The sequence below is a fragment of the Halobacillus hunanensis genome (assembly GCF_900166655.1).
Classification (GTDB): Bacteria; Bacillota; Bacilli; order Bacillales; family Halobacillaceae; genus Halobacillus_A; species Halobacillus_A hunanensis.
The window spans coordinates 39022-53609 of sequence record NZ_FVZB01000004.1 but is presented as its reverse complement, the minus strand read 5'-3'; the positions used below and the strand labels follow the sequence as shown (position 1 = coordinate 53609).

The 14588-nt window shown below is 36.1% G+C and carries 16 protein-coding genes; 5 read left to right on the top strand and 11 right to left on the bottom strand.

Going from position 1 to position 14588, the window contains the following annotated elements; all coding sequences use genetic code 11:
- Window positions 1-182: 182 nt before the first annotated feature.
- Window positions 183-1622, bottom strand: coding sequence for an NAD-dependent succinate-semialdehyde dehydrogenase (locus tag B5354_RS00675; protein ID WP_079524991.1), 1440 nt, complete (start codon window positions 1620-1622; stop codon window positions 183-185).
- Between the two features lie 289 nt (window positions 1623-1911).
- Between B5354_RS00675 and B5354_RS20340 the strand changes: the two genes are divergently transcribed.
- Together B5354_RS20340 and B5354_RS00665 are read left to right on the top strand one after the other, a co-directional pair.
- Window positions 1912-2076 carry a hypothetical protein gene (locus B5354_RS20340; RefSeq protein ID WP_163531426.1) on the top strand — a complete coding sequence of 55 codons (165 nt, stop codon included), beginning with the start codon at window positions 1912-1914 and terminating at the stop codon, window positions 2074-2076.
- Between the two features lie 470 nt (window positions 2077-2546).
- Window positions 2547-3155: a recombinase family protein gene (locus B5354_RS00665; RefSeq protein WP_079524987.1), complete on the top strand. Its 609-nt coding sequence runs from the start codon at window positions 2547-2549 to the stop codon at window positions 3153-3155.
- A 170-nt stretch (window positions 3156-3325) separates the two neighbouring features.
- Here the strand turns inward: B5354_RS00665 and B5354_RS00660 are convergent, their stop codons facing one another.
- Both B5354_RS00660 and B5354_RS00655 read right to left on the bottom strand, forming a co-directional pair.
- Complete coding sequence (locus B5354_RS00660) at window positions 3326-3925, bottom strand: ATPase (protein ID WP_139377029.1); 600 nt, start codon at window positions 3923-3925, stop codon at window positions 3326-3328.
- Window positions 3925-4125, bottom strand: a complete 201-nt coding sequence (locus B5354_RS00655) for a hypothetical protein (protein ID WP_079524985.1) — start codon at window positions 4123-4125, stop codon at window positions 3925-3927. The genes B5354_RS00660 and B5354_RS00655 overlap by 1 nt, the downstream gene beginning before the upstream one ends.
- Before the next feature lie 230 nt (window positions 4126-4355).
- Between B5354_RS00655 and B5354_RS00650 the strand changes: the two genes are divergently transcribed.
- Window positions 4356-4910 carry a recombinase family protein gene (locus tag B5354_RS00650; protein ID WP_079524983.1) on the top strand — a complete coding sequence of 185 codons (555 nt, stop codon included), beginning with the start codon at window positions 4356-4358 and terminating at the stop codon, window positions 4908-4910.
- Between the two features lie 118 nt (window positions 4911-5028).
- On the opposite strand, the gene B5354_RS00645 is transcribed toward B5354_RS00650, so the two are convergent.
- From B5354_RS00645 to mobQ, 5 genes are all read right to left on the bottom strand, one after another.
- The gene (locus B5354_RS00645) at window positions 5029-6603 is read right to left on the bottom strand and encodes a hypothetical protein (RefSeq protein ID WP_079524981.1); all 1575 of its coding nucleotides are present in this window, start codon (window positions 6601-6603) and stop codon (window positions 5029-5031) included.
- Between the two features lie 210 nt (window positions 6604-6813).
- On the bottom strand, window positions 6814-7689 hold the full coding sequence (locus tag B5354_RS00640; RefSeq protein WP_079524980.1) for a DUF6414 family protein: 876 nt from the start codon (window positions 7687-7689) through the stop codon (window positions 6814-6816).
- Between the two features lie 596 nt (window positions 7690-8285).
- Window positions 8286-9833, bottom strand: a complete 1548-nt coding sequence (locus B5354_RS00635) for a type IA DNA topoisomerase (protein WP_338035457.1) — start codon at window positions 9831-9833, stop codon at window positions 8286-8288.
- Window positions 9776-10309 carry a toprim domain-containing protein gene (locus B5354_RS20955; RefSeq protein WP_338035456.1) on the bottom strand — a complete coding sequence of 178 codons (534 nt, stop codon included), beginning with the start codon at window positions 10307-10309 and terminating at the stop codon, window positions 9776-9778. Before B5354_RS20955 ends, B5354_RS00635 begins: the two co-directional genes overlap by 58 nt.
- A gap of 27 nt (window positions 10310-10336) precedes the next feature.
- Window positions 10337-12286 carry a MobQ family relaxase gene (mobQ, locus tag B5354_RS00630; RefSeq protein WP_163531425.1) on the bottom strand — a complete coding sequence of 650 codons (1950 nt, stop codon included), beginning with the start codon at window positions 12284-12286 and terminating at the stop codon, window positions 10337-10339.
- 237 nt (window positions 12287-12523) lie between these two features.
- Here mobQ and B5354_RS00625 point away from each other — a divergent pair, with 237 nt between their 5' ends.
- Both B5354_RS00625 and B5354_RS00620 read left to right on the top strand, forming a co-directional pair.
- Entirely contained in the window at window positions 12524-12760 is a 237-nt protein-coding gene (locus B5354_RS00625) for a hypothetical protein (RefSeq protein WP_079524976.1), read from the top strand.
- 11 nt (window positions 12761-12771) lie between these two features.
- Window positions 12772-13026: a hypothetical protein gene (locus tag B5354_RS00620; protein ID WP_079524975.1), complete on the top strand. Its 255-nt coding sequence runs from the start codon at window positions 12772-12774 to the stop codon at window positions 13024-13026.
- A 193-nt stretch (window positions 13027-13219) separates the two neighbouring features.
- Here the strand turns inward: B5354_RS00620 and B5354_RS20335 are convergent, their stop codons facing one another.
- Genes B5354_RS20335 through B5354_RS00610 form a run of 3 tightly spaced genes read right to left on the bottom strand, consistent with a single transcriptional unit; the run spans window position 13220 to window position 14482 of the window.
- Window positions 13220-13396 (bottom strand): hypothetical protein, encoded by a 177-nt coding sequence (locus B5354_RS20335; protein ID WP_163531424.1) that lies wholly within the window; start codon window positions 13394-13396, stop codon window positions 13220-13222.
- Window positions 13397-13448: 52 nt separating this feature from the next.
- Window positions 13449-14276 (bottom strand): ArdC family protein, encoded by an 828-nt coding sequence (locus B5354_RS00615; RefSeq protein ID WP_079524973.1) that lies wholly within the window; start codon window positions 14274-14276, stop codon window positions 13449-13451.
- Window positions 14276-14482, bottom strand: a complete 207-nt coding sequence (locus B5354_RS00610) for a hypothetical protein (protein WP_079524971.1) — start codon at window positions 14480-14482, stop codon at window positions 14276-14278. The genes B5354_RS00615 and B5354_RS00610 overlap by 1 nt, the downstream gene beginning before the upstream one ends.
- Between the last annotated feature and the right edge of the window lie 106 nt (window positions 14483-14588).

Sequence of the window (14588 nt, the reverse complement as noted above, 5' to 3'; positions counted from 1 at the left end):
ATCTTTTTTGTGATGGTTGTCCTGTTCGTTTAGTAAACTAATACTTTCTGAAAAGTTTGGGGTATGTATTTATGTGATTTACTACCTCCAATGGGATGATTGAAGGTTGGAGGTACTAAAAAAAGCATCCAGTAATAATTAGAAAAGCATTTGTCCTCCAAATAAAGACAAATGCTTCTTCATTAAATACTAAGCGATATATATTTTACCTCTAAGTATTCTTCGATGCCTTCTTGCCCGCCTTCACGACCCAAACCACTTTGCTTCATACCGCCAAATGGTGCTTGGGCTGCCGATGGAATGCCATCATTCCATCCAATAATTCCGTATTCAAGTCCCTCTGAGATACGGGTGCCCCTTGATACATTTTGGGTAAAGAAATAAGCTGCAAGACCAAACGGGGTATCGTTGGCTGCTTTTACTGCTTCATCATCTTGGTCATATTTTGCAATGGGAAGAATCGGCCCAAAAGTTTCTTCATTCATAATAACCATGTCATGATTGGCATCAGCTAGTATGGTTGGCCTGTAAAAGTAAGTCCCTTTATCTGTATCTGCTTGACCTTCACCACCAGTGGTTACCCTAGCTCCTTTTTCCTGGGCATCCTTTACATGACGTCCTGCTTTTTCAAAACCTTCTTTATTGATTAAAGGGCCGACATCAATATCATCTTCAAATCCGTTGCCAACGTTAAGCTTTTCAACTTCGGCGGTCATTCGTCTAACAAGTTCGTCGTAAATACTTGATTGAGCATAAACGCGGTTAGCCGCGATACAGGTTTGGCCACTATTTCTAAACTTAGCCGCCATTAACATTTCGACGGTTTGATCGAGATCTGCATCATTACATACAATCACCGGTGCATGGCCGCCGAGTTCAAGGGAAAGTTTCATGACTTGTTCAGCGCTCTGTTTTATTAACAACTTACCGACAGGCGTTGAGCCGGTGAATGTTAACTTACGAACGCGCATATCAGACATAACCGTTTCTGAGAATTTTTCTGGATTACCATTCACGACATTGAAAACACCTTTCGGAATGCATGCTTCTTCGGCTAGTTCTGCTAGTTTCATACATGTTAAAGGTGTTTCTTCAGGTGGCTTTACGATAAATGTACAACCTGCGGCTAAAGCAGGGCCAAGTTTTCTTGTAATCATAGCTGCTGGAAAGTTCCATGGTGTAATGGCCGCAACAACGCCGACGGGTTGTTTAGTCACCTTAATACGGTGGTTTTCCCTTTTTCCAGGAACGATCCGTCCGTAGATGCGCTTACCTTCCTCGGCGTACCATTCTATGAATGAAGCCGCATATTGTACTTCTCCTTTAGATTCTTTTAACGGCTTGCCATTTTCCTTCGTCATAATTTCAGCGATTTCATCCTCATGCTCCATAATGAGGTCAAAATATTTTCTAAGCACATCACCCCGATCAGCTGCTGACTTCTTAGACCATTCAGGAAGTGCTTGAGACGCTGCTTCAATTGCTTGTTTGGCATGTTCTTCATCAGCATTAGGGACCGAACCGATGTTTTCTCCAGTTGCCGGATTAACCACTTTAACCTTATTAAAACCGTCGCCAACCCATTCACCATTAATATAGTTTAAATAGTGGAGTTGTACCATAAAACCCCTCCTTTTAAAGTATTATTAAAATTTATTTAGCATAACCTTGTTTACTTTTCCATAATTTTCGTTTTTCATACAGTTTTAGGCGTTTTCCTTTTTTTATCCATGATGAGACATTCTCCTGTTTCTGAAATTCTCTGAGGTTCAGAAAATAGTCAAAGAGAAGCATCGAGGGGGATCCCCCCCTTTGGGCCTTACGAGAACGCCAATAAAAAGTATATAAAAGAATAAATTTTTGTATTAACACCATCCTATAAGTAAAACAAAATTTTGGATGGTGAATATTTTGGATATTTTAAAGGAATTGACTGAAGCTAATGGTGCTCCGGGTTATGAAGGTCACATTCGGTCTATAATGAGACGGGTAATTGAAGATAATGGGGCACAGCTTATTAATGATCATATGGGCAGTATTCTTAAGTCCTTCCCTATCCAACAAAGCAATCTTTGATTCAAATTCAATTTCTGAAATTGCCAGAATCCTTATAATTTCACCCTTACTTACTCTTAGGTGTAATAGAACACAAATTAAATTCAGCATATTCTTTGATGTATCAACTGAAGGAAAATTATCTCCTCTCGAAACAATTTTATTTTCATAATTATAGTTAATGGTATCACTAAGCATTGTGGCATTTTTTCTCCTTTCAGAACTTACTTTTATTAGGTATCTCTTCGATGTCCCCAAAACTAAATCCTTCTTTATTAAACAATCTGGCCCTTTTCTGGAATTGGGTTTTGTTACGTTTGTAAAAGTACACCTTTACGAACAGTCTACAAATATCTTAAATCTATGAAATTAAACGTTCGTAAAAGGATGAAAATTAATTACGGACGTTCGTTGTTTTCTATATACATTTACGAACGGAAAAGGGTACAATTAAAGGAGAAAGACCAAATGAAAGAGAGGTTATCCTTTAAATGGAGAATCGGAAGTATGGATACATACGAGTGAGCAGTAAAGATCAAAGTGAGGAACGTCAAGTCGCTGCAATGAAAGAGCAAGAGATCAATAAGCGTGATATATTTATTGATAAAGTAAGTGGTAAGGATTTTCAAAGGGAACAATACCAGCTCTTAAAACGAATCCTTCGCCCGGGGGATGTGCTGTACATTCATTCCCTTGATCGTTTCGGTCGGAATAAAGAGGAGATTGTGCTGGAGTGGAATGCCATTACAAAGGAGCTTCAGGCCGACATTGTAGTATTGGACATGCCATTACTTGATACCACCCAATATAAGGACAGCATGGGAACCTTTATAGCCGATCTCGTTTTGCAAATCCTTTCTTGGATGGCGCAGGAAGAACGGGACCGGATTCGAAAACGACAGCGTGAGGGAATTGACGTGGCCATGCAAAAAGGAATAACTTTTGGCCGTCCTAAAGCAAAGATTACGGATGAGTTCATGGAAGCTTATTATGAATGGAAGAATGGCAAGATTACAGCAACGCGGGCCATGGAGCAAGCAGAAGTTAAAAAGACCACTTTTTATAAATTGGTCAAACAACTTGAGGAAAGCCAGGTGTAACAGTTTTTATAATACGCGAAGTGGAGTAAAAAACAACTTTATAACCCAAAACCTTCATTATAATAGCTGTTAAATAATTCAATTATAAGACGACACAATAGATCGGGGAAGTTCCATAGATTCGATATTACATAAAAGATTCTCCTCTTACATAAGACAGGAGAATCTTTTTATGTTGTAGCATTGTATTTCTGTTTTATTGGATGTGCCCAGTCAGGCAGGTCGTTGGCTACAAAAGTTATACGGCCATTGGAGGTTTCTAAAACTAGTTCTCCATCTGATTTACTGTTATCGATGACGACGAGATTGTCAACGAGATACAAATTGCGAAGTAAATTTTCTTTGGAAGTCGAATCTCTTTTCAAAATGTCTTTTGTCGGGATATGATGCCCACCATTTCTTACACGTAAGGCCACTCGTTCAATGTTTTGTTCTACGTGGCCCAGTCCAACGTAAAACATTGTGACTTCAAAGCCTTTTTCTCTGGCTTTGTTCATTTGGTGGATAGCATTTTTCCCAGCAAGCGTCGTTTCAATCGAAAAGCTCTTCTCTTCCTCAATACACTCATAGACTAATTTTACTGCTGCTTTTCCTGCTGCGAATTGTTTGGTCTCGGGTGCTTGCGGATTCAACCTGCGAGCAATGGAATCCGGATCAATATTGATGTCTATACCTAACTTATCGATTAACAGGTTACGTAACGTGCTTTTTCCACTCCCATTGTTTCCAGCAAAGATATACATCATGGGAGGGAGCTTGGCGGACCTCATTAATTATCACCATTTGGCTTTTTGTCAAAATTCACAATGGTTCCATCCGGATATTCTTTCACGAGTCCGTCTTCTGTTTCGTAAACAATATATGTGTTATTTGCTTTAGCATCGATTTTTGCTCGATCACCCGTCATTTTCACCCATTTATCTACCCAAGCATATTTCCTTCCTTGGGATTCGCCTTCACGCTCTAGCATATAAAACACCACCTTTGTTTTATATATAAATTATATCAGACGAAATTACTGCTGTCATAAGTGTTCGTTTTTGATACAATCACTCAACGACTCAAATCAAATAATTTTTCATCCTTGTACCAGCATCCGTTAAGTTTCAAAATCCGTACCAAAAACAAAGTATCATTATATACACTAATCATCCTTTTTGATAACATATAAGTAATGAATTTCAAAAGGAGTTACAAAATATGTTATTTGGATATGCCCGAGTCAGTACAAAGGATCAAAATTTACATATGCAGTTTGATGCATTAAAGCAATATGGTGTAGAAGGGAAAAATATCTATTCGGAAAAAATTACCGGAACAAAAAAAGATCGTCCAGCATTCACGGAAATGATGAAGTATCTACGTGAAGGAGATACGGTAGTTGTTTATAAACTCGACCGAATTGGTCGTAGCACAAAACACCTGGTAGATCTAGTCAACGACTTTCAGGATAAAGGCATCAACTTTGTATCCATTAATGAAAATATTGATACCACAACAGCGATGGGAAAATTAGTGTTTACGATTTTTAGTGGATTAGCGCAGTTTGAACGTGACATTATATCTGAACGAACGAGATCTGGTTTAGATGCTGCAAGAGCTCGGGGACGAAAAGGTGGTCGACCAAAAAAAGACCAATCCAAACTGGATATGGCCTTTCGAATGTATGATAGTAAAGAGTATAGTATAGAGGAAATACTGTATGCAGCTGACGTTAGCAGAGCTACCTTTTATAGATATTTAAGTAGTCGTTAACAGCCGGTTTCATTTATGTAACAAAGGTAGAATTATTAAATTCATTATTTCAAATATGGACTTAGGCTGATTCTTAATGAAGTAGACTTCTCACTTTCTTGGGGCGAGAGGTAGTTCATTACCTGCTTTCTTGTTTAAAATATTCCTTAAGGACTTGTTTATGTTCTTTGAATTTTCTGCTTTTACTACTAAAGTAATCTAGTAAACCCTTACGATCATAGTAGATACTAGAGGGAAAATTACGCTTTAATAGTGGCTTCATTTTTTTACTATTATTTTTCTTCTCTAAGTAATTTATTGCGTCTTGCGAAAAACTACCAGAAGTAATAAATACCGGAATAATTGTTTTACCACTATCCTTTTTAATGATAGAGCATGTTCTCTCAAAAAATTTTTTAACGCTGTCCGGCTCTTTTTCGTGTTCACCTAATTTAACTTCTTTTCCTTCATCGTACCCCTTAACTTCACAAGCTATAATCTCATCTACATCTTCACAGACTATGTCGCATTCGCACTTTCGTCCTTCAAGATCCTTATAGCGAAGCCCTATACTAGTTTTATAACCAGCATCATTGAATATAGAAGCCACTAAAAAATTAAAAACGTAACCCTTTAAGTTTCCAAAATCGCCATCTCTTCCTGACTTATTTGCATTATCAAGTATCGTGGATAACTTTTGCGGATCTACCTTTTCTGGGTCGATTTCTTGGAGCTCTTGGAGTGACTGAGCTAATTTCGTTCCAAATACGTCACTTAGTTTCATAATAAGTATTCCGCGCTCTCTAGCAAGTTTATATGCATCTTTTTCAACAGTATCTACAAAGCAAATGGGAATAACTTTTAGATTTTTATTCGACTTTATTGGACCACAATAGTTATCTACCCTACTAATGAAACCTGTAATATCATGACGTTTAGTGGTTCGGTGCAATATAGACTCAATTAAGACCGGGGATCCTGCTTTATTCCGAGTAGGCTCAAACAACTCATCTTTTTGATTTGTCCGATATAGTCCCCACAAGTATGTATAACTTATAGCATCAAAATAGAAACCATTGTATCCAATGTTATAATCTTGTATATCTCTAGTGTAAGAGTTTTCCCAACCAATTAAGTTCATACTTTCTAGCCATTTCAGAAGATCATCAGTTAAGCCTTTAGTAAAGGATAATTTTTGTTTCCTTTTACTTATAGCAACTAATATATCCGTTTTTTGGGGAAACCATTTTTCGGATGCAACTACCACCGGGATGTGTTCATGATGTTTCAATTCCTCAACAATCCCAAGGGATTTCAAATCATTGAATAGGTTGGTTGCCGACTTACGTGAAGATTGGGATGAATCAACTACCCCAGAAGAAATTTTTGCAAATTCGGACCATAACAAGAATCCATTTTCTTCTACTAAGGCTTGATATATTCTATTAAGTGTTGATGAATGATCTGGCATTATTTTTTTTAACTTTGCTTTTAAATCATGAAAAGGAAGGTAGTAGATCAACTCTTGATGTCTTAACTTGACGGGATCAGTGCTAAGGAATTCTCCACTGTTTTTCAACCTGTTTATGATGGCTCTAGCATTCCCCTCCTTAATCCCTTGTCTTTCAACAAGAATTTTGCGAAATTCACTGCCCAAAAGGGGACCTTTTTCTTTTAATATCTGAATACAACTATCTTTATATTTTTTTCCCAACTATACAACCTCCTTTATTTTGTAACACTATGCTTATTATAGATTATAAATATATAAAGGGTAAGATTTCACAAGGATTTTAGGCTGATATAGAGGGGTTTTGGCGTGACAATCAGGAGAAAATAATTGTAACGTATGAGAGTAAGGCATACGCAGATTGCGTTTGTGCTCCAAACCATAAAAATAAAATTAAGCTTTTAATACTTTGTATTATGTTTTGTACAATGCTAATGGTTTAAATTTCATAGCAGGCTTTATTGCGTAAATATCCTGTTCAGTAGAAAAAAACTTTGTCATCATTGGATTATCAATACTTTGATTAAACTGCTTTATAAACTGTTTTATTTCTTTGCTTCTCATTACCTCTAACATCCCAGTTTCAGTAAGGTCAAATACAATTTCTTTCTCAGAAGTCTCAATTTTTTTATCAATTTTACCTATTACAGTGAATTTTTCAGTATTTAAATCCTTTAATTCTACGTCTTCATCTAAGAACCTCTTTTTTATCTCAGACACAAAATAGTATTTATTATTATCTGGCGAAAAGTTGGGTTTAAGAATAATTTTTTGTGATTTCTTATCCTCAATAGTTTCAGCATGATCTACGTATTCATTAAATTGTTCATCATTCCCAGGATTAAATATAGACTTTTTTCCAAGTTTCCTTGTAAACTCAGTGAATAAATATAGATTTGATACCTTTAATTCACAATCGAACTTAATAAATTGATTTTCGGATAGTTGTCCCCAAGATTCTCTATCTAATTTTTCTTTTATATCAATCATTGCAGGTTCCAAATACTTTACCAAACGAGAAAGTTGTGAAACCTCATTTAAGGTCTTGAATTCTTCAATTTTAATTTTTTCAGATTTTCCATCCCTTCGATAAGAAAAATCAGGAAGTGGAACTCCTAGAGTACTAGATAAAATTTCGCCAAGAGCTCCTGTTGAAATTTCGAATGAATGATTTGGACTTCCTTCCATTTTATTTTCATATTTATATTGCGTTAAACCATCTTCTATCTGGGTTAGATAATTTCCAGATAGCTTACTGTCTAAATAATAGAACTCCCGAAGTTCGCTCAAAAGAAACACTCCTACATATATTGGATTTATAACGAAATTATACCACACGATTACTCAATGGCCTTACGGTAGGAACTTTTTTCACTGAACTACTTATAAAACATAAAAAGATTTACGGGATGACTGAACAACTCTGAATGAACATTTTAAACCTTGACATTACAGGGTTTTATTTTGTTTATGCAGGGTGTACTCTAATTGAACAATAAAAAAGACCGAATGGAAAAAACCATTCAGTCTCACATATGAATTTTTCAACTAAAGTGGTAGATTTGCTATATTTTCCAAAGTATCCCCTCAATCTACGTACCCCTTTAGGACACATCTTTTTTGGACGGCGAAAAAACTAGTTCGCAGTCCTTACAATAAAGGTGAAGAAACATTTTGTCTCTTAACCAGATTAAAGTAGTTAGTATTACCGCGAAAATCAATACGCTAAGAATATCGAATATATAAAATGTTGAGATATATGCTACTCCAATAGATATACCTACTATGAAAATGGATCCAAAACAACCTAAGGAACCGCGCTCACCTACTCTACGACTATTGCATCTGGGGCACCTCTGCCACTCCAAAATAATCACCTCTTCCAATCAGGAAACTGTATATTTTTTCTTTCGTCCTGACTTTTTATTATCAAACTCAAAATTGATTTTTCCGGCTGCTGCATCCTCCCATATGAGATAGGCATCAAAGGACTTTCCCTTTTTGCTTGCAAATCCCTTGATGAGATTGGTCTTCCCTTTAGCCAATAACTTTCTAATGTTAGCTTCAGATATATTTTTGCTTGCTATCTTTTTCGGAAATGTGAAACGGCAGTCGTTTTTATATTCTGTGCAACCGAAAAATTTACGTTTATCAACTATATTCCCTTTTCGACAAGACGGGCATTTCCCGAGACTACTTTCTTCCTTCGATTCTTCAATCCTCTGTTCAATGGTTGTTGCATCCAACGCTTCAGGCGTTTTATTAATTAATTCATGGATGAATTTATCGATGTTTTTTAGGAAGCCCTCTTTCGTTTTTTGCCCCTCACCGATCAGCCGCAAAAACTGCTCCCATTTGGCTGTCATTTCAGCTTTTGATAAAAGTGTCCCTTCTACCGACTGACAGAGGATTTCACCTTTCTTTGTGACCTTTACTTTATTTTTCTTAACGCTGATATACTCCTGTTTTTTCAAGGTTTCAATGATATTCGCCCTGGTTGCTTCGGTGCCGAGTCCTTCAATATCCTTTAAAATTTGCTGTGATTCACTATCGTCAATCGCTTTACCGCAGGTTTTCATCATATTAATGAGCTGACCTTCCGTATATGGTTTTGGGGGCTGCGTCATACCATCCTTAATTTCAGGTTTAACAAGTGCGCTCTCACCTTCCGTTAATGGTGGTAACTTTGTCTCCTGCTCCCGATCAACATTTTTGCTTTGTTCATTGGCAAACAACGCTTTCCATCCTCTGTCTTTTTCGACTTTACCTTTTGCATGGAAAACGACCCCTTTTACATCAACTTCAGCCTTTGTCTCTTCATAAAGGTAGTCCGGTGCAAACATGGCCAATGTATTAAGAAGAACTTCAAAGTAAATATTCTTTTCTTTTTCATTGAGTCCATCAATGGTTTGCGTTTTGGGAATCGTCTTTGTTGGAATAATGGCATGATACGTTAACAGCTTTTTTTCGTAAAGGTTTTGCATGATTTTCAATACGTCCGTTGGACTGTATTTCCACTTTTTATTTGCCTTTGTCTGCAAGGTGGAAAGACTGTGCAATTTAGGGGATTTGGTTTTCTTAGATTCTTTGGTGAGCTTTGTAATCGTGGTGTTTTCTTCGGATTGTAAACCTTGATCTTTCATGAAATTTATTAGGTCATCTTTTTTGGAAAAACGATCTTTATATTTTGCTTGGAAGGTACCGTTTTTAACTTTGATATTCGCGAAAAGTTCATAAAACGGTTCCGGCTTGAAATGATGTATTTCCTGTTGTCGAGTGTAGATCAAATATAACGTTGGTGTCTGAACCCTTCCCAAACTGAAGGTTTCCCGAATACCCTTTTTCTGTAACAGTAATGAATATAAAGGGGAAGCATTCATACCCACGATCCATTCACCAATTTGTCGAGCTTGAGCTTCTTCATAGATAGGCAAATACTTGTTTCCATAATGAAGGGTTTGAAATCCTTTTTGAATTTCCTCACCTCTAACGAATTAATCCATAACCGTTTTGTAGGTTTATTTTCAGCTCCGGCCTTCCGAATAATACTGCGAGCAATATTTTCCCCTTCACGATCAGCATCAGTAGCCACGACAATTTCACTTGCTTTCTGTAGTAAGCCCTTCACAATATTGAATTGTTTTTTCTTATCTTTGGGCACCTCAAATTTGTAATGGTCTGGAAGAATGGGAAGATGCTCTAAACTCCATCTTTCCCACTCCTTTTTATAAGCACCAGGCATCTTTAAAGAAACAAGATGACCGAACCCCCATGTAATCACAGCTTTGTTATTAAAGTAACGGCGATCATTCACTTCAATATACCCGTCTTTTTTGCTCGTGTGTTGGAAAGCATCTGCATAAGCCTTAGCCTGACTCGGTTTTTCTGCGAGGATTAATACGTATCCCACTTTAAATCAATCTCCTTGTTTAAAAAGTTATCGTAACCCTTTACGCTTACGTTGACTTTGCAGACGATTCATTTCTTGCAGTTTTTCTCGTTCATCATAATCAGCTTGCTTTAAACTGTTCTCCACAATGTTTTGAGTTGCCTGAACCATGCTAGATAATGAAGTCATTTGCCTTGTATCATTAAAGGAAATATAGTCTTGATGTTTACCTTCATAAGAAGATAAAATATCCTCTAATTTCGACTTCGTATCCGCATCAAAATCTTTTGTTTCCAAACATTCAGCAATAAAATAATGCTGAATGGATGCACTGCCGGAAAGGATGTCAGCGAACCTTGTTTCAGTGTCAGCTTCCGTGTTTAGATGACCGTTTTGATAATCATGAAGCAAGTCAATGATTTGTGCTTTTTCATCGGTGCTAAACTTGAATATCTCGCTAGGATGACCTTCACCATTCAATGGCACGGTCTTATTAAAATACTCATTGTAGCCGACAACTAATTCCTTTTCATTGATGGTCATTTGCTTGCTAACATCTTGGTCATACATCCGAGTGATTTGGTCGTTATAATACGTTTCTAAAAAGTTAACAGCATGCTTCGTTGATTGTAGCGTTTCATGTGTTGATCGGATGTCATTTTGTACTTCTGGTGTAAGCCTTTCGAATGTTCTAGGCTTATTAAAATCGACTCTGTATTTAAGAAGTAAAGCTTCAAATTGATTGGTCAACTGATCTTTTCTTGTAATTAAAGTTTCATAAGAATAATGACGATTTTGAACCAGTTTAGATAACTCGTGATTGACTTCTTCTTGTTGACCCTCTTTTAAAATCTTCATCGTTTCATCTTGGTCAAAAATTTTATTTTCCTTCACTGATACATCAACTAAATATTTCGCAGAAAAATCATTGTACATCTCTTTTGATAATGCAGGATAATGTTTTTCGATGAAACGGTTTGCTTCTTTGTTTAAAATGTTATCAACCACTTCTAACTTATCTTTAATGCTTTTAATTTTTTGCAGTGTTTCACGATTATCACTTTGCCCATTTTTCGTCAAAGTTGAATGTTTCCATCTGGCTAGCATCTTTTCTTTTTCATTAATATTTCTAAAAGAAACAAACATTTTTAATGACTTTGCAGATTTAGAAATTTCCTTTTTCTCTTTCGGAGAAAAGGAACGGGAAAGTTGTTCGGATTTTTCGAGTTTTTGTTTTTCCTGTTTATATTCATTTAACAACTGTACTTTGTCATTATGTCTTTTCACTTGTTTATTAACGGCTACACGATCTGATTCATCACCCATTTTACGTGCTTGATATCCTTCATGAATCGTTGGAACAGTTTCTTTATTAAGAGACTCATGAGAACGATGAGTTATTGTTTCGTTGATATCGTTTTGATCTAACGATTGATTGGCATAATCTGCCCATTGTTTACGCCACTTTCTAAAAGTATCACGGTCGCCCCAATTGTTTTTATTGATTCGTTTTTGTTTGCCATTTTCTAATTTAACTTTCGATGCTTTAGCATCCCATTCTCCATTTTCTTTAAACCCTCTTGTAGTCAGCATGACATGAAAATGCGGATTATTTACATCGTCACGATGAATGGATAGATCGGCAACCATACCCTCATCGACAAATACTTCTTGGACAAATTTCTTTGCTAACTTAGTCTGTTCTTCATTGCTTAATTCAACAGGTAATGCCACGTTGAACTCTCTTGCTAATTGGGCATTTTTTTGATTTTCAACTTTTTCAACTTCATTCCATAATTGCTCTCTGTTGTTTGCCCATTCAGGTGCATGTTTAGGCTTCATCATAAATGATTCAGGTTGTACTATACGTTTGTATTCATTGGTTTTATTGTATCTTTCACTATGTAATTTATCACCAGAACGATAAGCAGCCGCAGCCGTTGCAGATTGTCCCTTACCTCTTGAAATCATTTGACCTGAAAAATGATAAATAGCCATAACATACATCCTCCTTTCTTTTTCAACATGAGCGAAGCGAATTTTACCACATATCATTTGAGGGCGTTATCCTTCTCAAACGTTAGTTTGACAGGTACTGGCGCACCGTTAAAAACGGTGCATAAGTGCGCCCTTCGTTCATTGAACTTGGGAACATTATAGCAAACAGGGAAAATTATTGCAATATTATTTGAATTATGCCACAATAAAATAAAACCCCAAAGGAGCGATTAACTGATGGCAAATAGAATTAAAAGTAAGCAAGAGAAAATCGAAGAACTTCAAAAACAAATCAAAGAAGAAAAACTGAAGTTTGAAAATAAAATTGGTAAACAATTTTTAAAAACATTTAACCTAGATTATGAAGATGAAAAAAAAGCAATTGAACTAATTAGTTACCTTAAAGATCAATTTGACGAACAAAATTCAAATTTAGAAACATCATCTTCAGATCAATACGCAAAACAATATTAAGGTAATTATTCATGAATAAGATTGATCGAATCCAAGCAAAAATTAATGAATTGGAACTTGAAATCAGTCGTGATCGTCAAAAGGTCGAATCAAAAGAACGTAGAGAACGAACCAGAAGAATTATCCAAAAAGGTGCTTTACTTGAAAAGTATTTTGAATGTGAACATTTATCCATTGAAGATACAGAGGCATTACTTAAAATGTTTTCTCAATACGTCAATCAAAATAAACCCAACAAATATCATCCCTCTAATGTTAATCTATAAATCTTACATCATGGAGTCATAATTTGAATTGAATAGTGAAAACTCGTCAGTGTTTTTTCCTTGTTTTCATGGTTGCTTCAGCAACCAATAAGCAGGCTCGATGCCTGCTTTTTAAACCAAAGAAAAACCTTAGTTTTTCATCCATGCGTAACAGTTTACCCGGTCAGAATCGAAACCGGGTAAACAGCGTTTATCATTCAATTTCCTCTAACAATTTATTGTATAACCTTTCTCCATCATCCCAAGTATAGCTACTTAGAAATTCACTTATATTCATTCCTTCAGTGTTTTGTTTCAACCAATTTTCAGAGACTTCAAAACTTCCTTTGTAAGTATTTATTGTTACTGTTTTGTTCGTTTTATATTTCATCTTCTTCAATCTCCTTTATTCCCCTCAAAGGAATCACCATGAAGGGGAATTTTTAATATTTAAATGTTAGGCCCTGAATGTAGTCACTGGCTTTTTGCGCTTGTTGAGACGCCCTTATAATTAATGTTTTATCATTCTTTAATGCTCGCAACCATGATTGAATATACGATGCGCTGTTATCAATTGTTGTATTTTCTATTCCCGTTACTCCACACAACATGGAAGCCCCAAGCTCTGCAATTAATTCTTCTTTGCTGTAGTTTTCACTCCCGAATTTTATAGTCCCTGTGATACCTTCCCTGCTTAATCTTTCTTTGTGTCCAGTTGAGTGAATAAGTTCATGAAACAGCGTACTATAATACTTGTTTACATCCTCGAAATCTTTTATAGGTGGGACATTAACTTTATCTTCGAAAGGCTTGTAATATGCGGCACCAGATATAAAACTAAAGGACGGCGCATTTACATATTCCCGTTTAATTTTTTCAGCTTCTTCGATGGGATTATGATTGTAACTTTCTGTGTCTCGTTTACTTTCTAACCCTTCAACTTGTGTATTAATTTCAAAGACCCGATAATAACGTAAAAATGGGATCTTTTTTTCTTTTTCTGTTTCTTCATCCTCAACCTCTAACCACTTCCAAAAAACAACGATTTGGCTTTTCTCTCCCTTTTTAACCTTTCCCCCACTCTCTTTTATTTGTTTAAATGTGGCGTACTCTCCACCCTCTAAAAGCATGGTATTAATGCCGCGATATGGATTTTGTGTTTTCCAATTAATAGCTACACCATTTTTAAAAGGTTTTTTCCAAGGGACTGTCCCTTCCTCCAACTTCTTTATGATCTGATTCGTAATCATTTCATAGATTTTTTTACTCATTACCGTTCACCACCTTTCTTTTCTATTTCAACAACCAGACCTTTTCCTACCCAAGACAAGGGAACTTTGTTTCCATCGGTTTGTTCATACTGCACACACCATGCAGATTTACCTTCTATCCTTTCAGCATTGCGACTTCCCCCTTTTTTGGTATGAACAAAATATTTTCCTTTGTCTGCTTTGGCACTATTGAAATTTACTATCATTTGCTTTTCGCTCCTTTGAAATTATTTTTGATTTTTGTAACTCCGAAACGGAGTAAGTCCCCTAAAGGGGATTATTTTTCCCTTTTGCTATGGAGAATCTCACAAC